The organism is Roseateles sp. P5_D6 (genome assembly GCF_054049415.1).
This window is the reverse complement of sequence record NZ_JBFUMK010000003.1, coordinates 124,316-143,025: the sequence shown is the minus strand read 5'-3', so window position 1 is coordinate 143,025 and position 18,710 is coordinate 124,316. Positions and strand designations below refer to the sequence as shown.

22 protein-coding genes are annotated in these 18,710 nt (G+C 67.8%); 20 read left to right on the top strand and 2 right to left on the bottom strand.

The window, feature by feature from the left end; genetic code table 11:
• Nucleotide 1 precedes the first annotated feature (1 nt).
• Genes ACXJKM_RS04760 through ACXJKM_RS04750 form a run of 3 tightly spaced genes read left to right on the top strand, consistent with a single transcriptional unit; the run spans nucleotide 2 to nucleotide 3,181 of the window.
• Nucleotides 2-904: an alpha/beta fold hydrolase gene (locus ACXJKM_RS04760; protein ID WP_056205586.1), complete on the top strand. Its 903-nt coding sequence runs from the start codon at nucleotides 2-4 to the stop codon at nucleotides 902-904.
• A 22-nt stretch (nucleotides 905-926) separates the two neighbouring features.
• Nucleotides 927-2,804 (top strand): ATP-binding cassette domain-containing protein, encoded by a 1,878-nt coding sequence (locus ACXJKM_RS04755; RefSeq protein ID WP_457350606.1) that lies wholly within the window; start codon nucleotides 927-929, stop codon nucleotides 2,802-2,804.
• The gene (locus ACXJKM_RS04750; RefSeq protein ID WP_056205581.1) at nucleotides 2,801-3,181 is read left to right on the top strand and encodes a hypothetical protein; all 381 of its coding nucleotides are present in this window, start codon (nucleotides 2,801-2,803) and stop codon (nucleotides 3,179-3,181) included. The genes ACXJKM_RS04755 and ACXJKM_RS04750 overlap by 4 nt, the downstream gene beginning before the upstream one ends.
• A 167-nt stretch (nucleotides 3,182-3,348) precedes the next feature.
• Here the strand turns inward: ACXJKM_RS04750 and ACXJKM_RS04745 are convergent, their stop codons facing one another.
• Both ACXJKM_RS04745 and ACXJKM_RS04740 read right to left on the bottom strand, forming a co-directional pair.
• Nucleotides 3,349-3,969, bottom strand: a complete 621-nt coding sequence (locus ACXJKM_RS04745) for a response regulator (RefSeq protein ID WP_457322890.1) — start codon at nucleotides 3,967-3,969, stop codon at nucleotides 3,349-3,351.
• Nucleotides 3,970-4,248: 279 nt separating this feature from the next.
• The gene (locus tag ACXJKM_RS04740; RefSeq protein ID WP_056205578.1) at nucleotides 4,249-5,691 is read right to left on the bottom strand and encodes an aminotransferase-like domain-containing protein; all 1,443 of its coding nucleotides are present in this window, start codon (nucleotides 5,689-5,691) and stop codon (nucleotides 4,249-4,251) included.
• Between the two features lie 73 nt (nucleotides 5,692-5,764).
• Between ACXJKM_RS04740 and ACXJKM_RS04735 the strand changes: the two genes are divergently transcribed.
• The 17 genes from ACXJKM_RS04735 (at nucleotide 5,765) to atpG (ending at nucleotide 18,693) form a co-directional block, all read left to right on the top strand.
• On the top strand, nucleotides 5,765-6,682 hold the full coding sequence (locus ACXJKM_RS04735; RefSeq protein ID WP_457350604.1) for a DMT family transporter: 918 nt from the start codon (nucleotides 5,765-5,767) through the stop codon (nucleotides 6,680-6,682).
• A 12-nt stretch (nucleotides 6,683-6,694) separates the two neighbouring features.
• The gene (locus ACXJKM_RS04730) at nucleotides 6,695-6,988 is read left to right on the top strand and encodes a DUF2917 domain-containing protein (RefSeq protein ID WP_056205574.1); all 294 of its coding nucleotides are present in this window, start codon (nucleotides 6,695-6,697) and stop codon (nucleotides 6,986-6,988) included.
• Complete coding sequence (locus tag ACXJKM_RS04725) at nucleotides 6,985-7,680, top strand: aspartate/glutamate racemase family protein (protein WP_457350602.1); 696 nt, start codon at nucleotides 6,985-6,987, stop codon at nucleotides 7,678-7,680. Before ACXJKM_RS04730 ends, ACXJKM_RS04725 begins: the two co-directional genes overlap by 4 nt.
• A 138-nt stretch (nucleotides 7,681-7,818) precedes the next feature.
• Entirely contained in the window at nucleotides 7,819-9,027 is a 1,209-nt protein-coding gene (locus tag ACXJKM_RS04720) for an aminotransferase-like domain-containing protein (RefSeq protein ID WP_457350600.1), read from the top strand.
• Entirely contained in the window at nucleotides 9,027-9,461 is a 435-nt protein-coding gene (locus ACXJKM_RS04715) for a GNAT family N-acetyltransferase (RefSeq protein ID WP_457350598.1), read from the top strand. The genes ACXJKM_RS04720 and ACXJKM_RS04715 overlap by 1 nt, the downstream gene beginning before the upstream one ends.
• A 7-nt stretch (nucleotides 9,462-9,468) precedes the next feature.
• Nucleotides 9,469-10,308, top strand: coding sequence for a PhzF family phenazine biosynthesis protein (locus tag ACXJKM_RS04710; RefSeq protein WP_457350596.1), 840 nt, complete (start codon nucleotides 9,469-9,471; stop codon nucleotides 10,306-10,308).
• Nucleotides 10,309-10,310: 2 nt separating this feature from the next.
• Nucleotides 10,311-10,889 (top strand): VOC family protein, encoded by a 579-nt coding sequence (locus ACXJKM_RS04705; protein ID WP_457350594.1) that lies wholly within the window; start codon nucleotides 10,311-10,313, stop codon nucleotides 10,887-10,889.
• Entirely contained in the window at nucleotides 10,889-11,611 is a 723-nt protein-coding gene (locus ACXJKM_RS04700; RefSeq protein ID WP_457350593.1) for an alanyl-tRNA editing protein, read from the top strand. Before ACXJKM_RS04705 ends, ACXJKM_RS04700 begins: the two co-directional genes overlap by 1 nt.
• A 123-nt stretch (nucleotides 11,612-11,734) precedes the next feature.
• Nucleotides 11,735-12,250 carry a GNAT family N-acetyltransferase gene (locus ACXJKM_RS04695; RefSeq protein ID WP_056205562.1) on the top strand — a complete coding sequence of 172 codons (516 nt, stop codon included), beginning with the start codon at nucleotides 11,735-11,737 and terminating at the stop codon, nucleotides 12,248-12,250.
• Nucleotides 12,251-12,267: 17 nt separating this feature from the next.
• On the top strand, nucleotides 12,268-13,161 hold the full coding sequence (locus ACXJKM_RS04690) for an SMP-30/gluconolactonase/LRE family protein (protein ID WP_457350591.1): 894 nt from the start codon (nucleotides 12,268-12,270) through the stop codon (nucleotides 13,159-13,161).
• A 150-nt stretch (nucleotides 13,162-13,311) separates the two neighbouring features.
• Nucleotides 13,312-13,809, top strand: coding sequence for an ATP synthase subunit I (locus ACXJKM_RS04685; protein WP_056205558.1), 498 nt, complete (start codon nucleotides 13,312-13,314; stop codon nucleotides 13,807-13,809).
• 16 nt (nucleotides 13,810-13,825) lie between these two features.
• Complete coding sequence (gene atpB, locus ACXJKM_RS04680; protein ID WP_056205556.1) at nucleotides 13,826-14,680, top strand: F0F1 ATP synthase subunit A; 855 nt, start codon at nucleotides 13,826-13,828, stop codon at nucleotides 14,678-14,680.
• 80 nt (nucleotides 14,681-14,760) lie between these two features.
• Nucleotides 14,761-15,036 carry a F0F1 ATP synthase subunit C gene (gene atpE / locus ACXJKM_RS04675; protein WP_056205553.1) on the top strand — a complete coding sequence of 92 codons (276 nt, stop codon included), beginning with the start codon at nucleotides 14,761-14,763 and terminating at the stop codon, nucleotides 15,034-15,036.
• A gap of 74 nt (nucleotides 15,037-15,110) precedes the next feature.
• Entirely contained in the window at nucleotides 15,111-15,581 is a 471-nt protein-coding gene (locus tag ACXJKM_RS04670) for a F0F1 ATP synthase subunit B (RefSeq protein ID WP_056205551.1), read from the top strand.
• Nucleotides 15,582-16,115 carry a F0F1 ATP synthase subunit delta gene (locus ACXJKM_RS04665; protein WP_056205549.1) on the top strand — a complete coding sequence of 178 codons (534 nt, stop codon included), beginning with the start codon at nucleotides 15,582-15,584 and terminating at the stop codon, nucleotides 16,113-16,115.
• A gap of 94 nt (nucleotides 16,116-16,209) precedes the next feature.
• The gene (gene atpA, locus ACXJKM_RS04660; protein ID WP_457322012.1) at nucleotides 16,210-17,763 is read left to right on the top strand and encodes a F0F1 ATP synthase subunit alpha; all 1,554 of its coding nucleotides are present in this window, start codon (nucleotides 16,210-16,212) and stop codon (nucleotides 17,761-17,763) included.
• A 57-nt stretch (nucleotides 17,764-17,820) separates the two neighbouring features.
• Complete coding sequence (atpG, locus tag ACXJKM_RS04655) at nucleotides 17,821-18,693, top strand: F0F1 ATP synthase subunit gamma (RefSeq protein ID WP_056205545.1); 873 nt, start codon at nucleotides 17,821-17,823, stop codon at nucleotides 18,691-18,693.
• Nucleotides 18,694-18,710: the final 17 nt, after the last annotated feature.

The following is an 18,710-nucleotide window of genomic DNA, read 5'->3' as shown; positions in this document are numbered from 1 at the left end:
TGTGACCACCTCCCACAACCCCGCCGCTGCCTTCTACGCCTCGCCCACCGCCCGCGGCATCGCGGCGCTGTTGCGTGGCCTGCATCGCCTGTCGCCCGACCTCGGCGCGCGCGTGGCGCTGCGCCTGTTCTTCACGCCCATGCCGACCAAATGGCTGGCCCGTTCGCGGGACGTGCCGCGGCCCTGGGTGGAGCGGCAACTGCCCTTCGAAGGTGGCCACATCAGCGTCTGGCAGCGCAGCGATATCGAGCATGGCGAACCGGGCCGGCCCAAGGTGCTGCTGACCCATGGCTGGGCCGGCGATGCCCAGCAGCTGCGGCCGCTGGCCGACACGCTGGCGGTGGCCGGCTTCGAGCCCGTGCTGCTGGACCTGCCGGCGCACGGCCGCAGCAGCGGCTGGCGCAGCAACCTGCTGCAGTGGGTGAGGGCGCTGTTCGCCGTCACGGCCCGCTTCGGGCCGTGGGATGGGGTCGTCGCGCATTCCCTGGGGGCGATGGCGCTGTCCCACGCATTGGCGCGTGGCCTGCCGGTGCGGCGGGCGGCGCTGATCGCGCTGGCGCCCCCACCCTGGCAGTTCCTGCGCTGGTTCGCCCAGGCCATGGGCACGGGCGAGGGTCTGGCGGCGCGCATGCGCGGCCGTATCGAGCAAAGCGAGGGCGCATCGCTGGGGCATTTCGAGCCCGGCTGGCTGGGCGTGCGCGTGAACCAGCCGACGCTGCTGGTGCATGACCGGGGCGATCTGACGGCGCCACTGACCGGCAGCGAGACCCTGCTGGCCGGCTTGGCGGCGGGCCGCCTGCACGTGACCGAGAACCTCGGCCACCGCCGCCTGCTCAACGACCCGGCGGTCATGGAGCAGGTGCTGGGCCATCTGTCGGCAACGCCGTCGCTGAGGGCCGTTTGAACCGCCGAGGGACAATCGAGGGATGGCAGTCCTCTCCCTCTCCAACGCCCACCTCGCTTTCGGCCACGTCGCCCTGCTCGACGGTGCTGGCTTTTCTCTCGAAGTCGGCGAACGCGTCGGCCTCATCGGCCGCAACGGCACCGGCAAGTCCTCGCTGCTGAAGATCCTGGCTGGCCTCGAGAAGCTCGACGACGGCCTGCTGCAGCAGCAGCAAGGCCTGACCAACGTCTATGTGCCGCAGGAGCCCGAGCTGCGCGGCGACGCGACCATCTTCGACGTCATCAGCGAGGGCGTGGCCGAGCACAAGGCGCTGCGCGAGCGCTACGAGATCCATGATGAGAACGATGACCTGGCCTGGGTGCAGGAGCGCATCGAGCACATCGGCGCCTGGAACTGGGAGCAGCGCGTGGAGGAGACCCTGCACCGCCTGGGCCTGGACGGTTCGCGCCTGGTGAGCACGCTGTCCGGTGGCCTGAAGAAGCGCGTCGCGCTGGGCCGGGCCCTCGTCGCCCAACCGGACGTGCTGTTGCTGGACGAGCCCACCAACCACCTGGACCTGGACGCCATCACCTGGCTGGAAGGCCTGCTGAACGACTTCAAGGGCTCGCTGCTGCTGATCACCCACGACCGCGCCTTCCTCGACAACGTCGCCAACCGCATCGTCGAACTGGACCGCGGCCAGCTGCGCGGCTACCCGGGCAACTACGCTGCCTTCCAGGCCGCCAAGGCCTATGAGCTGGAGAACGAGGCGCTGTTCAACGCGCGCTTCGACAAGCTGCTGGCTCAGGAGGAGGTCTGGATCCGCAAGGGCGTCGAGGCGCGCCGCACGCGCTCCGTCGCGCGCATCCAGCGCCTGGAAGTGATGCGCCAGGCCCATGCGGCGCGGCGCGATGTGCAGGGCAAGGTGAGGCTGGACATTGACACCGGTGGCGCCAGCGGCAAGATCGTCGCGGAGCTTGAGGATGTGTCCAAGAGCTACGGCGATCGCGCCATCGTGCGCGGCTTCACGTCCACCATCCTGCGCGGCGACAAGGTCGGCCTGATCGGCCCCAACGGCGCCGGCAAGACGACGCTGCTGAAGATGATCCTGGGCGAGCTGGCGCCGGACAGCGGCACGGTGCGGCTGGGCTCTCGGCTGAGCGTCGCCTACTTCGACCAGATGCGCGACACGCTGAACCTCGACGCGACGCTGGCCGACACCATCAGCCCGGGCTCGGAGTGGATCGAGATCGGCAACCAGAAGAAGCACGTCAAGAGCTACCTCGGCGACTTCCTGTTTTCGCCGGCACGCGCCAACTCGCCGGTGCGAACGCTGAGCGGTGGCGAGCGCAACCGCCTGCTGCTGGCACGCCTGTTCGCACGGCCCGCCAATGTGCTGGTGCTGGACGAGCCCACCAACGACCTCGACATCGAGACGCTGGAGCTGCTGGAGGAGCTGCTGGCGGAGTACGACGGCACCGTCTTCCTCGTCAGCCACGACCGGCGCTTCCTGGACAACGTCGTCACGTCCACCATCGTCTATGAAGGCGACGCGCGCTGGCGCGAGTACGAAGGCAGCGTGCAGGATTGGCTGCTGCAATCCAGGCGCGCCGCGGCTTTGCAGGCGCAGGCCGCACCCAAGGCCGCGGCTGCTCCGACACCGCCGCCCGCGCCCGAGCCCGCGTTGGTCGTCGCGACCAAGCGCAAGCTCAGCTACAAGGAGCAGCGCGAGCTCGACGAGATCCCCAAGCAGATCGCCGCGCTGGAGGCCGAGCAGACGCAGCTGAACGCGTTGATCGCCGGTAGCGAGCTGTACGCGCAGGGCGCGACCCGCATCGCCGAGGTGACCGACCGCGCCGCCGACATCGATGCCGAGCTGCTGGTGCTGATGGAGCGGTGGGAACTGTTGGAGGCGAAGTGAACGCCTTGCACCAGGAATGGTTGGCCCTGCAGGCGCAGCACGAGCGCTACGAGGCCTTGGCCCTGGGTGTGAAGCTGGTGGCGTTTGCGGCCACCGTGCTGGTGCCGGACAACACCCTGGCCCTGGCGCTGCTGGCCCTGCTGTGGCTGCAGGAGGGCGTGCTGAAGACCTTCCAGGGGCGGCTGGGCGATCGCCTGCTCGTTGTCGAGGCGGGGCTGAAGTCGGGCGAGGGGGCGGTGGCAATGCAGTTGCACAGCGACTGGCTCGCCAGCCGGCCGCGCGGCTTGGGCCTGGTGACGCAATACCTGAAGAGCGCGCTGCGCCCGACGGTGGCCCTGCCTTATCCGCTGCTGATGATCCTCATCGTCGTGATCTGAGTGCTGCGGCAGTCGTGCCTTGCCCGGGCCGAGCGCCGGGCCGCTCCCTAGCCGGCCCGTCGGGCGATGTGCTCACGGCTCGATGCCGTGAGCATCGCCGTCCCCCCAGGGGACCGACCAGGCGCGCCCGCGTTCAGCGGGGCGGGACTGGGCGAGGGGACTTGATGTCAGGCGGGTTGCAGCTTCTCGAGCGACACAAAGCCGTTCTGACCTTTGAGCTGCACCACGGTCTCGCCGTGGCGGTGCACGACGTACTGGGCCACGTGAACGGCGCCGTTGAAGCGCACCTTGTCGCCCGGCTTGATGACGGGCTGGGGCGCAATGACGGGCAACGCCGGCCGCGGCGCCGGCTTGGCCGCGCGCATCGCCTCGCGCACCTGGCCATGCAGGCCGGGCGAGCGCTTGGCCAGCGCCTCGAGTGAGCGAGTCATCTCCGCCTTGAGCTGCTCGGCGGTGAAGGGCTTCTTCAGCAGGAAGTCGGCGCCGTGCGCCTCGGCCTCGAACTGGTGTTCGGGCGTCACCTCGAAACTCAGCAACGACAGATGCAGCGATGGCTGCACCTCACGCAGGCGCTGGTAGAGCTGGATGCCGCTCAGTGGCGCCTTGGCAAACCAATCGGTGATCAGGAAATGCGGCTTGAAGAGCAGGCCCTGGGCCAGGGCCGCCTCGGTGTCGGCGCAGCACAGGATGCTGTCGGCGGCAAAGCCGCGGCTTTGCAGCAGCTGGCGTGCAAAGGTCTGAACCCCGGTAAGGGGGTCTACAACAAGGAATTTCAAGGAGTTGCTCATGTCCACATCGGGCGCCGCAGCGGCGCCGGGCGACGCGGATTCTGCCGGCGGCCCGAGCGCGGCTCCTTGAAAAAGTCCGGGTGGAGTGAGAACTTTTTGTCAGCCCTGCAGGCGGCAGAAATCGGCTCTCAGCGCTTGCGGCGTGACCGCGTGGCCATCCGCCTCGAACTGCCGGCCGACATGCGACTGCCAGCTCGCCAAGTCGACCCGCCCGTCCAGGCTGCGGTGCAGCGCCGCTCAAGCGCCCAGGGGTTGCTCCAGCGAACAAGGGGGATGAACCTAGGGGAGCGCGGCGCGGCCTTTCAAGGCGTCAACGCCGGCGCGCAGCTCGCGCCAGAAGGCCGGGTCCTGCGAGGTGGCCATGTTGATGCGCACCAGCGAGCCGGGGGCGCGCGTGGCGCTGAAGAGGGCACCGGGCGCGATCAGCCAGCCCGCGTCCAGCAGGGGCTGGGCCAGGCGCTCGGTGTCGACGCCGACGTCCAGCCAGCCGAACAGGCCGTCCGGCGGCGCAGCCCAGGCGAAGCCCTGCTTGGTGGCCAGGGCCGAAATGCGCTGGCGCGCGGTGGCCAGGCGCTCACGCAGGCGCTGCGCATGGCGGCGCAGCCGCCCCTGCTCCAGGCACAGCGCCACGGCGCGCTCGAGCACGGCCGAGCTGGTCAGGCCATCGAGCAGCTTGGTGTCGGTCAGTGCGTGCAGGCGCTCGGGCGCGGCCGCCAGGTAGCCGACTCGCCAGGCCGGCGTCAGCACCTTGGAGAAGCCCGACACGTAGATGACGCGGCGCAGCCCGTCCAGAGCCGCCAGGCGCGGCAGGTGCTCGGGCGCGAGGAAGCCGTAGCTGTCGTCCTCGACGATGAAGAAGTCGTGCTCGTCGGCCAGGCGCAGCAGCTTGTGGGCGCTGGCCAGGTTGAGGCTGTGGCCGGTCGGGTTGTGCAGCACCGACACGGTCAGGTAGGCGCGCGGCGAATGGGCGGCGGCGAGCGCGCTCAGTACCTCCAGGTCGGGTCCCTGGGCGCCACGCGGAACCGGCAGCAGGCGAATGCCGCCTTGGGTCAGGCGGGCAAACATGACGGCCCAGCCCGGGTCGTCGACGAGGACGGCGTCGCCGGGCTGCAACTGGGTGCGGATGATGAGGTCCAGCGCGTGCGTGGCGCCGTTGGTCGTCAGGATCTGTGCCGGCACAGCGTGGATGCCGAGGTCGTCCAGGCGCTGGGAGAGCGCCGCGCGCAGGCGGTCGTCGCCCATCGGGTCGCCATAGCCGACCTGCAGGGCCAGGCAGTCGGCGGCATGCAGGCGGCGCAGCGCGGACTGCAGCAGCGTCGGGTCCAGCCAGTCGGCCGGCAGCGTGCCCAGGCCCGGTGAGCGCGCGGCGTCGGCCTCGAACATGCCGCGGATCAGCGCCGTCGCATCCATCGGCGCCTGGCGCGGCATGGCCATGGCCTGCGGGCGCGGCGCGGCGCGAGTGGTGGCCGGGCGGCTCTCGCGCACGAAGAAGCCGCGCTGGCGGCGCGCCTCCAGCAACCCCGCGGCCTGCAACTGGTCATAGGCGGCGACGACGGTGTGCGGGCTGACGCCATGCTGGCGCGCACAGTCGCGCACCGACGGCAGGCGGGCGCCCGGCAGCAGCAGGCGTTCCCGGATGCGCTGGGCATAGCGCTCAGCCAACTGGCCGGCGAGCGGCAGGCTGGCGCCGCGCTGCAGGGGAGGGTGTGTACCGGTGGGCATGGCAGTACAGATTCTTGGTCAGGTTGGCTGACTGTACTGGTTCTGTATCGGTGTCATGCCTCAGACTGAGTTCATGTCAGGGTTTTCCACGTCCACCACGGTCTCGACGACCACCACGTCCGATGCGACACGTGGCCTGCTGCTCGGCGCGGCCGGCGTGCTGATGTTCGCTCTCAGCATCCCGATGACGCGGCTGGCCGGCGGCAGCGCTGCGGCGCCCCAGCTCGACCCGGCCTTTGTCGCCTTCGGGCGCGCGGTGGCGGCGGGGCTGTTGTCGATCGCCTATCTCTGGATCACCGGCGCGCGACGGCCGCGCGGCGGCGAATGGCAGCTGCTGGCCTTCACGGCCGCTGGCGTCGTGTTCGGCTGGCCGCTGCTGCTGGGCTTTGCAGTCCGCCATGTGGACGCGGTGCATGCCTCGGTCGTGTCCGGTGTGCTGCCACTGGCCACGGCCGTCATCGCCGCGCTGGTGCTGCGCCAGCGGCCGAGCCTGGGGTTCTGGATCTGTGCGTTGGCTGGGCTGGCATTGGTGATCGGCTTTGCGGCCTGGCGCGGGGCGGGCGGGCTGGAGATGGCGGACGGCCTTCTGCTGGGGGCTGTGGTCTGCGCGTCGGCGGGTTATGTCAGCGGCGCGCGGCTCACCAGCGCCCTGACGGCCGAGCAGGTGATCTGCTGGGTGCTGGTCATCAGCTTGCCCTTCACCGTGCCACTGGCCGTGCTGACGCGGCCGACGGCGCCGGTGGCGGCTTCGGCCTGGGGCGGCTTTGCCTATGTATCGCTGGTGTCGATGTGGATCGGCTTCTTTGCCTGGTATCGCGGCCTGGCCCTGGGCGGCACGATGCGCGTCAGCCAGGTGCAGGTGCTGCAACCCTTTTTGTCCATGCTGTTCGCAGTGCCCTTGCTGGGCGAGCGGCTGGATGCGATGACCGTGGTCTTCGCCGCCGCCGTGCTCGCGGTCGTGTGGCTGGGCAAACGGCAACCGGTTCACTGAAGGAGGCCTGTGATGAATGATCGATTCACCATCCCACTTGCGCCCGGCCAGGCGCTGACCCTGGCTGCCGCTCGCACGCCGCGCCGCCTCGTCGTGACGGGTGGTCGGCTGTGGCTGACCATTTCGGGAGGCACCGACGACCACTGGCTGCGTGCCGGTGAGGGCCTGACGCTGGCTGCTGGTCAGGAGGTCGTTGTCGAGGCCTGGCCGGAAGCAGCCTTTCAATTGCTGCAGCCCGCGCCCAAGCGCAGAGTCGAGGCAAAGCCGGCACGGGGCTGGCGCATGAACCTGGCAGGCGCTGCATGAAGACACTTGGCATCCTCGGCGGCATGAGCTGGGAGTCGACCCAGCATTTGTACGCGCTGATCAACCACGGCGTCGCCGCGCGCCTGGGTGGCCTGCACAGCGCCCAGCTCGTGCTGCACAGCGTCGACTTCGCGCCCATCGCGGCCATGCAGTCCGCCGGCCAGTGGGCCGAAGCCGCTCGCGTGCTGGGCGAAGCCGCCGCCGGCCTGAAGCGCGCCGGCGCGCAGGCGCTGCTGATTGCCACGAACACCATGCACCTGGTCGCCACCGAGATCGAGCAAGCGGCCGGCCTGCCGGTCTTGCACATCGTCGACGCGACCGCCGAGGCGCTGCGCGCTGCCGGCGTCAAGCGGGCCGGCCTGCTGGCCACGTGCTTCACGATGGAGCAAGGCTTCTACCGCGATCGCATGAAGGAACGCTTCGGCATCGAGGTCATCGTGCCCGACGAGGCCGGCCGCACGGAAGTGCACCGCTTGATCTACGAGGAACTGTGCCGCGGCCGCTTTGAACCGGCCTCGCGCGAGGCCCTGCGCGCCCAGGTCGCAGCCCTGTCCGACCGCGGCGCACAGGCCGCCATTCTTGGCTGCACCGAGCTGGGCCTGCTGTTGCCCGCTGACAGCGCTGCCGCCCTGCCGCTGTTCGACTCCACCGATTTGCAGGCCCGTGCCGCGGTCGACTGGATGCTAGGCTGACTCCTTTGAAATCCCGCGAGTGATTGCCATGCACCATTCTGTCTTTGCCGGCCGGCGGGCCGAGCGCCGGGCCGCCCCTAGCCGGACCGCCATCCCCTCGGGGGATCGGTCCATGTACTCATGGAACGAGGGGCTGACATGACGACCGTCTGGACCCAAGCGCGCCGCGCCGCGCGGATGAACCCGTCCATCATTCGCGAGATCCTCAAGGTCACCGAGAAGCCCGGCATCCTGTCCATGGCCGGCGGCCTGCCGAGCGCGGACACCTTTCCGGTCGACGCGCTGAAGGCCGCCTGTGACCGCGTGCTGAGCAAGAACCCGCGCGAGGCCCTGCAATACGCGGCCAGCGAGGGCTTTGCGCCGCTGCGCGAATGGGTGGCGGCGCGGGTGGCAACACTCGGCATGACCGTGACGCCCGACCAGGTGTTGGTCACCAGCGGCTCCCAGCAGGGGCTGGACCTGGTCGGCAAGATCCTCTGCGACGCTGGTGCGCCGGTGGCCGTCGAGACGCCGACCTACCTCGGTGCGCTGCAGGCCTTCACGCCGTTTGAGCCCATCTTTGCGAGTCTCGCCAGCGACGACCAGGGCCCGCGCCCCGAGGCCATTGCGGCGCTGCCGCATGACGCACCCGGCACGCGCTTCAGCTATCTGCTGCCCAACTACCAGAACCCGACCGGCCGCGTCATGGGCGCCCAGCGCCGCGTGGAAGTCGTCGAAGCCTCGCGCCGCGCCGGCGTGCCCATCGTCGAGGACAATCCTTATGGCGACCTCTGGTTCGACGAGCCGCCGCCGGCCGCGCTATCCAGCCTATGGCCGGAAGGGTCGCTCTACCTGGGCTCCTTCTCCAAGGTGCTGACGCCGGGCTTTCGCCTCGGCTATCTGATCGCCCCGCCCGAGCTGTACCCGAAGCTGCTGCAGGCCAAGCAGGCCGCCGACCTGCACACGCCGGGCTTCAATCAGCGCGTCGTCCACGAGGTCATCCGCGACGGCTTCCTGGACGGCCACATCCCCACCATCCGCGCCCTCTACAAGGCCAACCGCGATGCGATGGCCGAGGCTCTGCGCGAGCATCTGCCGCCGGGCTGCGACTACCTGTCGCCCCAGGGCGGCATGTTCTTCTGGATCCGCCTGCCCGAAGGCCTGGACGCGATGGCCCTGCTGCCCCGGGCCGTGGACGCCGGCATCGCCTATGTGCCGGGCGCGGCCTTCTATGCCCACCAGCCCGACCCGCGCACGCTGCGCCTGTCCTTCGTCACGCTGACACCGGACCTGATCCGGGATGGCGTCGAGAAGCTCGGCCGTCTGCTGCACGAGGCGCTGGAGCCGGTTGCGGAGCACGCGCCCTGATGCAGCGCGATGGCTACCGGCTCAGCTTTGCGCCCGAGGACATTGACGCCCGGGCGGCGCACGCCTTCCTCGTCGGGGCCTATTGGTCCGAAGGCATTCCGCTGGCCTTGGTCGAGCGCTCGATTGCCAACTCACTGTGCATCGCGCTGCATGCCGAAGGGGTCGGCCAGGTCGGCTTTGCCCGCGTCGTGACCGACCGGACGACCTTCGCCTATCTCTGCGATGTCTATGTGCTCGATACCCACCGCGGCCACGGCCTGGCGAAATGGATGATCGAGACGCTGCTGGCCCACGCCGACCTGCAGGGCCTGCGTCGCTTCATGCTCTTCACCCGCGACGCCCATGCGGTCTACGCCGGCCACGGCTTCTCGCCACTGGCCAAGCCGCAGCGCGGCATGGAAATCGTCCGCCCCGGTCTATATCTCAAGCCGTGATCAAGCCATGACTCAGTTGCGCCGCTTTGCCCAGGTCGATGTGTTCACCGCCGTCCCGCTGAAGGGCAATGCCTTGGCTGTCGTCATCGACGGTGCGGGGCTGTCCGACGACGAGATGAGCGACTTCGCGCGCTGGACCAATCTGTCCGAGACGACCTTCCTGCTGCCGCCCACCGACCCGGGCGCCGACTACCGCGTGCGCATCTTCACGCCCGGCGGCGAGCTGCCCTTTGCGGGCCACCCGACGCTGGGCAGCGCCCATGCCTTCCTGGCCAGCGGCGGCGATGCGAAGAAGGCCGGCGAGGTCGTGCAGCAATGCGCCATCGGCCTGGTGCGGGTGAAGCGCGACGGCGCCCGCCTGGCCTTTGCCGCGCCGCCGTTGAAGCGCAGCGGCGGCGTCGGTGCGCAAGAGCGCGCGCAGGCGATTGCGGCACTGCGCATCGCGCCCGAGGCTTTGCTCGACCTGGTCTGGGTCGACAACGGCCCCGGCTGGATGGCCGCTCGCCTGGGCGACGCGGCCAGCGTGCTGGCGCTGCAACCGGACTTCATCGCGATGCAGGGGCTCAAGCTCGGCGTCGTTGGTGCCTACCCGGCCGGCGGTGAATGCCAGTTCGAGGTGCGCGCCTTTGTGCCCGACCTCGGCATCCCCGAAGACCCGGTCACCGGCAGCCTCAACGCCGGCCTGGCGTTGTGGTTGCAGGAGTCCGGTCTGGCGGGCGACAGCTATGTGGCCGCCCAAGGCGCCGCTCTCGGTCGGGCCGGCCGCGTGCATGTGAAGCGCGACGGCGAGGGCACCTGGATTGGCGGCGACGTGACGCCGCTGATCCACGGCCAGGTGAGGCTGTGAGCATGGAACTCGACCATCTCGTCGTAGGTGCCGCGACGCTGGAAGATGGAGTCGCCTGGTGCGATCGAGTGCTCGGCGTCACGCCGCAACCCGGCGGCAAGCATGCGTTGATGGGCACGCACAACCGCCTGGTGTCGATCAGCGGCCCCAATCACCCGCGCTGCTATCTGGAAATCATCGCCATCGACCCCGCGGCGCCACCGCCAGGTCGGCCACGCTGGTTCGACCTTGACCAGCCCGCACTGCGCGAACGGTTGGCGCTGGGGCCGGGGCTCATCCACTGGGTCGCCCGCGTCCCCAACCTGGACGCGGCGCTGGCCTATTGGCGCGGCGAGGGCGTGGACGCCGGCGAGGCGGTCGACGCCTCACGCGGCGCACTGCGCTGGCGTATCGCGCTGCGCGAGGACGGTCGCCGCCTGCGCCGCGAGGCGTTGCCGGTGCTCATCCAATGGGACGAAGCCCACCCGACCGACACGCTGCCCGATCAGGGCGTGCATCTGCTCGGCTTCGAGACACGTGATGGCCTGAAGGCTCGCCTTGCCACCCCGCTCGGCGAGGTCGAACTGGGAGTGATTGGTTGATGAAGACCGAAGACCTGTTCCGCGAGGACGCAACGCTGCTGGCCTGCGAGGCCGTCGTCACCTCTCACGGCGAAGGCGGCGTGCTGCTGGACCGCACCGTCTGCTATCCGGTGGGCGGCGGCCAGGCCGGCGACACCGGTTGGCTGATCGCGGGCGAGCAGCGCTGGCGTGTCACCGACACGCGCAAGAGCAAGGAACACCCCGAGGCCATCGTCCACCTGATCGACGGTGAGCTGCCCACCGTCGGCACGGCGGTGCGCATCGAGGTCGACGCCGCGCGCCGCCAGGCTCACCGGCGTTTCCATACAGCGACGCATCTGCTGTGCGCGCTGCTGCCTTATCCGGTCGACGGCTGCTCCATCACCGAAGGCTATGCGCGGCTGGACTTCCATACCGACGAGCCCTTCGACAAGGAAGCCATCCAGGCCGGGCTCGATCGGCTGGTCGCAGAGGCCCGTCCAGTGGGTCACCGCTGGATCACGGAAGACGAATTGGACGCAAACCCAGGGCTCGTTCGCTCGATGAGCGTGCAGCCGCCACGCGGGCTGGGGCGTATTCGAGTGCTGGAGGTGCAGGGCGTGGATCTGCAGCCTTGTGGCGGCACGCATGTCGGCAATACCGCCGAGATCGGCAAAGTCGTCGTCACCAAAATCGAGAAGAAATCAGCCAAGACCCGCAGGGTCGTTCTCGGCTTTGCCGAGTCGGCCTCGGGCCGGAGCTGATTTCTTCGGGGATCACTCTTGTGTGCGCAGCGAACGTGAGTGATCACCAAAAGAAGAGCGCCAAGACCCGCCGCGTGGTCTTGGGATTTGCAGCCTGATCCCGCTGGCTAAACTGCGACGCCTATGGCCGGCCCCGACATACAGCTCATCACGCCTGAATCGCCCGAGGACTGGCAGGAGGCTCGATTCGTCCTGCGCGACTACGCCAACAGCCTCGACATCGATCTGGACTTCCAGGGTTTCGAAGAGGAACTCGCCGCGTTGCCCGGCGCCTATGCACCACCCGGCGGGCTGATGCTGCTGGCAACGGTCGATGGCGCAATAGCCGGCAGCGGCGCCTTCCGGCCCCTGCCCGACGCCGACTACCCGAATGCCTGCGAGATGAAGCGCCTGTTCGTGCGACCGGCCTTCCGCCGCTTTGGCCTGGGCCGCATCCTGGCGCAGGCGCTGATGGACCGCGCCACCGAGGCCGGCTACTCGTCCATGCTGCTCGACACGCTGGATGACATGGAAGCCGCCCGTGGGCTCTACGAAAGCCTGGGCTTTGCCGAGGTGCCGCCGTTCTACTTCAACCCCATCCCCGGCGCCCACTATCTGAAGGCCGAGCTCGGCGCCTTCCGGCCGAGTTACTTCGGATAACCGCCTAGAGTGCCGGCATGGCACTCGAACACGACATCCAGCCCCTCGGCGAGCACCGCTGCCTGCTTGGCGAATCGCCGCTCTGGCATCCCACCGAACTGCAGCTCTATGCGGTCGACATTCCGGGCCGTCAGGTGCTGCGCTGGCGCGCGGGCGTCGACGCGCCGGACGTGTGGCCGCAGGCGGCGGAGCCCGGCTGCATCGCGGCTCGCGCCGGCGGCGGCCTGCTCGTCGCGCGGCGCGACGGCCTGTGGGCGCTGGACACGACTACCGGTGCGCAGCAACTCGTCAGCCCGCCACCCTACGACCCTGCAAGGCTGCGCTTCAACGACGGCAAGGTCGACCCTGCCGGGCGTTTGTGGATCGGCAGCATCTCGGATGCGCGCGAGCCCGAGGCGGCGCTGTATCGCTTCGACGGCAAGGTCTTTGAATCCCAGGTGCCTGGCCTGACGACCTCCAACGGTCTGGCCTGGAGTCCCGACGGCCACCGCATGCACTGGTCCGATACCAAGGCCCATCGCATCTACGTCGCGGACTTCGACGTGGCGACCGGCGCGCTGTCTTCCCCGCGCGTCTTCGCCGAATTCAAGCCGCGCACGCCGGGCGAGGCCTACGGAGGCCGCCCTGACGGTGCAGCGATGGATGCTGAAGGCCACTACTGGGCCGCGATGTTTGAAGGTGGCTGCCTGCTGCGCATTGCGCCGACCGGCGAAGTTGTGCAGCGTGTCGAGTTGCCGGTGACCTGCCCGACCATGCCCACCTTCGGCGGCGCTGACTTGCGCACCCTCTTCATCACGACGGCGCGCGAGAAGCGCCCCGCCGACGAACTGGAACGCGAGCCGCTCGCTGGCGCCGTGCTGCAACTGCGCGTCGACGTGCCGGGCTTGCCCGCGACCCTGACAAGCGCCTGAATCCTGTGTCGGCCTGGGGGCGTATTTACCCCGGTGTAACTCGTCACATATAATGGCTGGCTTTGTTGGGTGGCGCCCGTGCGTCATCCCGGTGCAATCAGCTCCTGGTAGTTTTGGGGGTTGAGCCGCCCACCCCAGGACCCTGGCGCCATGACCGAGAACGGCCCCCGAAAGACCTGGCCCCCCGCCGTTTCGACGGCCGGCGGCTGGGACGACGACAAAGAGGAGCTGCCCGTCAAGGCCCTGAGCCCTGAGCAGGCGGCAGCGCTGAAGTCGGCGTTGCCGATGTTGTCGCCCTGGCGTGTGCTGGGGATGCAGCTGGTGGCAGGCTTGCTGTGCGTGGCCGTGATCCGGCTGTGGACGGCGTCCGGTGTGGCCATGGTTTCGGCGCTCTATGGCGTCGCGGCGGTGGTGCTGCCAAACATGCTGCTGGCGCGGGGCATGACAAAGCGCGTGGATTCAGCGGTCGGTGCGGCTGCCGGGTTCATGGGTTGGGAATTTTTGAAAATCGGTGCATCGATCGCGATGCTGGTGCTGGCGCCAAAGGTGGTGCCGGGCCTGAGCTGGCCAGCCCTGCTGGTCACCCTCGCGGTGTGCATCAAAGTGAACTGGCTGGCGCTCGCGTGGCGTGGCCGCAGATTGACCTGACGAGGCAGAACGAAACATGGCAGCAGAAGGCCACGAAACAGCAGCCCCGAGCGCTGGTGAATACATCATTCACCACTTGAACCACGCGCAGAGTGGCAAGCAGCAAGGCATCGTCGACTTCTCCGTCGTCAACCTCGACTCCATTTTCTTCAGCGTGCTGCTGGGTCTGGTGGGCAGCTTCTTGCTGTGGCGCGCCGCGAAGGCTGCTACTTCGGGCGTCCCGGGCCGTTTTCAAGCCGCCGTCGAAATCCTGGTCGAGATCGTTGCCGATCAGGCCAAGGGCATCGTCCACAACGCCAACAGCCGCAAGCTCGTCGCGCCGCTGGCCCTGACCGTGTTCGTCTGGATCTTCCTGATGAATGCGATGGACTTGTTCCCGGTGGATCTGTTCCCCTGGATCTGGCAGAACCTCACCGGTGACCACCACGCTTACCTGCGCGTCGTGCCGACTGCGGACCTGTCCATGACCATGGGCCTGTCCCTTGGCGTGCTGATCACCTGCCTCATCTACAACGTCAAGATGAAGGGCGCCGGCGGCTGGGCTCACGAGCTCGTTGCGGCACCGTTCGGCGACAAGGTCTATCTGTACCCAGTCAACCTGGCCATGCAGCTGATCGAGTTCGTCGCCAAGACGGTCTCCCACGGCATGCGACTGTTCGGCAACATGTATGCCGGCGAACTGATCTTCATGCTGATCGCCCTGATGGGCGGCGCCTGGAGCCTGTCGGCCACCGGCATCGGCCTGGCCATCGGCCACATCATCGCGGGCTCGGTGTGGGCGATCTTCCACATCCTGATCATCACGTTGCAGGCCTTCGTGTTCATGATGCTGACGCTGGTCTACATCGGCCAGGCCCACGACGCGCACTGATCCCGCAGCAGCCGTCCCCCAGTTTTTCCAAGCAGTTTTCCCTCAACCCTTTCTCTCTTTTTTCCCCTCAAGGAGTCATCGTGGAAGTCATTAGCTTTGTTGCCCTCGCCGCTGGTCTGATCATTGGTCTGGGCGCCTTCGGTGCTTGTATCGGCATCGGCATCATGGGCAGCAAGTACCTTGAGTCCGCCGCTCGTCAGCCTGAGCTGATGAACGAACTGCAGACCAAGATGTTCCTGCTGGCCGGCCTGATCGACGCGGCCTTCATCATCGGCACGGGTATCGCCCTGTGGTTCGCCACCGCCAACCCGTTCCTGGGCCAGATCGCTACTGCGCTGGCTGCTGGCGCCAAGTAATTCGATGCTGTCGACCCGCCGTGGCCAAGGTTGCCCCGGCGGTTTCCGCACTCGAAACTTTGTGAGGCACCAAGGTGTTTATTAACGCATCGCTCATCGTTCAGATGATCGTGTTCCTGATCCTGGTCGGGTTCACGATGAAGTATGTGTGGCCGCCGATCATCAAGGCGCTCGACGAGCGTGCCGCGAAGATCGCCGCTGGCCTGTCCGCTGCCGACAAGGCCAAGGCCGAACTGGCCGGCGCCGAAGCGCAGATCGCCAAGGAACTGGCTCAGACCAAGGCTGAATCCGGCAAGCTGATCTCGGACGCCGAGAAGCGCGCCGCTGCCATCGTCGACGCCGCCAAGGGCAAGGCCGAAGAAGAAGGCGCCAAGATCCTGGCCGCCGCCAAGGCCGACGCCGAGCAGCAGGTTTCCCGCGCTCGCGAAGTCCTGCGCGAGCAAGTCGCTGCACTGGCCGTCAAGGGCGCCGAGCAGATCCTGCAGAAGGAAGTCAACGCCGGCGTTCACGCCGAGCTGCTGGCTCGCCTGAAGACGGAGCTGTAAATGGCCGAGATCGCCACCATCGCCCGCCCCTACGCGGAAGCCCTGTTCCAGGTCGCCAAGTCGCAAGACCTGAGCTCTTGGGGCCGGCAGCTCGACGCGCTGGCCCAGGTGGCGCAGGACGCCGATCTGCGCCAGTTCGCCGATCACCCTAAGGCCCAGGTTGAGCAAGTCGTTGCGGTCATCGCCGCCGCGGCCAAGCAAGACCTCGCCGCCGGTGTGCAGAACTTCCTGCGCGCCATCGTCGAGAACGGCCGCCTGGCTGCACTGCCCGAGATCGTGGCCCAGTACCACGTGCTGGCCAACGCCGCTTCGGGCGTGTCCGACGCGCAGATCTTCAGCGCCTACGAGATCAGCGACGCTCAGCTCGCCGAACTCAAGGCGTCGCTGGARAAGCGCTTCGGCCGCAAGCTCGAAGCCCATGTGCAGCTGGAGCCCGGCCTGATTGGCGGCGTTCGCGTCGTCGTCGGCGACGAGGTGCTGGACACCTCCGTCAAGGCCCGCCTTGAGCGCATGAAAGTTGCGCTGACTGCCTGATCCGCAGCTGGACACCCGCAAGACATTCCGATTTACCCCGCGTCTGACCCCCGCCCTTGATCCGGCGAAGGAACGGCCACCTGGGAGACCTAGCATGCAACTGAATCCCGCTGAAATTTCCGAACTGATCAAGAGCCGCATCGAGGGTCTTGGTGGCAGCACGGACATCCGCAACCAGGGCACCGTCGTGTCCGTTTCCGACGGCATCGTCCGCGTCCACGGCCTGTCCGACGTGATGCAGGGCGAAATGCTCGAATTCCCGGTCGCCAAGGACGGCAGCCAGACCTTCGGCCTCGCGCTGAACCTCGAGCGCGACTCCGTCGGCGCCGTGATTCTGGGTGCCTACGAGCACATCTCCGAAGGCGACACCGTGAAGTGCACGGGCCGCATCCTGGAAGTCCCGGTCGGCCCCGAGCTGATCGGCCGCGTCGTCAACGCGCTGGGCGAGCCGATCGACGGCAAGGGCCCGATCAACGCCAAGATGACCGACGTCATCGAGAAGGTCGCCCCGGGCGTGATCGCCCGCAAGAGCGTGGACCAGCCGGTGCAGACCGGCCTGAAGTCGATCGACTCGATGGTTCCGGTCGGCCGCGGCCAGCGCGAACTGATCATTGGTGACCGTCAGACGGGCAAGACTGCCGTCGCCATCGACGCGATCATCAACCAGAAGGGTCAGAACATGACCTGCGTCTACGTCGCCATCGGCCAGAAGGCGTCGTCGATCAAGAACGTGGTGCGCTCGCTGGAGCAAGCCGGCGCGATGGAATACACCATCGTCGTGGCTGCCTCGGCCTCCGAATCGGCCGCGATGCAATACGTGTCGGCCTACTCGGGCTGCACGATGGGCGAGTACTTCCGCGACCGCGGCCAGGACGCGCTGATCATTTACGACGATCTGTCCAAGCAGGCCGTTGCCTACCGCCAGGTCTCGCTGCTGCTGCGCCGCCCGCCGGGCCGCGAAGCCTACCCCGGCGACGTGTTCTATCTGCACAGCCGCCTGCTGGAGCGCGCCGCCCGCGTGAACGCCGACTACGTCGAAGCCTTCACCAAGGGTGAAGTCAAGGGCAAGACCGGTTCGCTGACGGCCCTGCCGATCATCGAGACGCAAGCCGGCGACGTGTCCGCCTTCGTGCCGACCAACGTGATCTCGATCACCGACGGTCAGATCTTCCTGGAAACCAGCCTGTTCAACGCCGGTATCCGCCCCGCCATCAACGCCGGTATCTCGGTGTCGCGCGTCGGTGGTGCTGCACAGACCAAGCTGATCAAGTCGCTGTCCGGCGGTATCCGTACCGACCTGGCGCAGTACCGTGAGCTGGCCGCGTTCGCGCAGTTCGCTTCCGACCTGGACGAAGCCACCCGCAAGCAGCTGGACCGCGGTGCCCGCGTGACGGAACTGCTCAAGCAGGCCCAGTACTCGCCGCTGTCCATCTCGCTGATGGCCGCCTCGCTGTACGCCGCCAACAAGGGCTTCATGGACAGCATCGAAGTGAAGAAGGTCCTGGCCTTCGAACACGGCCTGCACCAGTACCTGAAGACCAGCCACGCCGCCCTGCTTGCCAAGCTGGAAGCCGACAAGGCGATGGACAAGGATGCCGAAGCTGAACTGAACGCCGCCATCACGGCTTTCAAGAAGTCCTTCGCTTAAGCCACGGAACACGTGGGGCTGAGCTTCAACTTAGCCCTGCACTGACTAGGAGTTCGAATGGCTTCAAGCAAAGAAATMCGCGGCAAGATCAARTCGGTSGARAACACCAAGAAGATCACCAAGGCSATGGARATGGTSGCCGCSTCCAAGATGCGCAAGGCGCAGGAGCGGATGCGGTCGGCTCGCCCCTACGCCGAGAAGATCGGCAACATCGCGGCCAGCCTCGCCAAGGCCAATCCCGAGTACCGCCATCCCTTCCTCGTCAAGAACGAGGGCGTGAAGGCGGTCGGCATGGTCGTCGTCACGACGGACAAGGGCCTGTGCGGTGGTCTCAACACCAACCTGCTGCGCGCGGCCACGGCCAAGCTCAAGGAACTGGAAACCGCGGGCCAGAAGGCCGAGGTCGTCGCCATCGGCGGCAAGGGCCTGGGCTTCATGAACCGCATCGGCGCCAAGGTCGTTGCCCACGCGACGCAGCTCGGCGACCAGCCCCACATTGAGGCCCTCATCGGCCCGGTCAAGGTGCTGCTCGACCAGTACGCCGAAGGCAAGCTGTCCGCCGTCTACCTCTGCTACACGCAGTTCATCAACACGATGAAGCAAGAGGTGAAGGTGCACCAGCTGCTGCCGTTGAAGGCCGACGACATGGTGACGGACAAGGCCGGCCACTCGTGGGACTACATCTACGAGCCGGACGCCGCCACCGTCATCAACGAACTGCTGGTGCGCTACACGGAAGCCCTGGTCTTCCAGGCCGTTGCCGAAAACATGGCCAGCGAGCAGTCCGCCCGCATGGTGGCCATGAAGGCCGCGACCGACAACGCCGGCACGCTGATCGGTGAGCTGAAGCTGGTCTACAACAAGACCCGTCAGGCCGCGATCACCAAAGAGTTGTCCGAGATCGTCAGCGGCGCAGCCGCGGTCGGTTGAGTCACCCGGCACGCAAA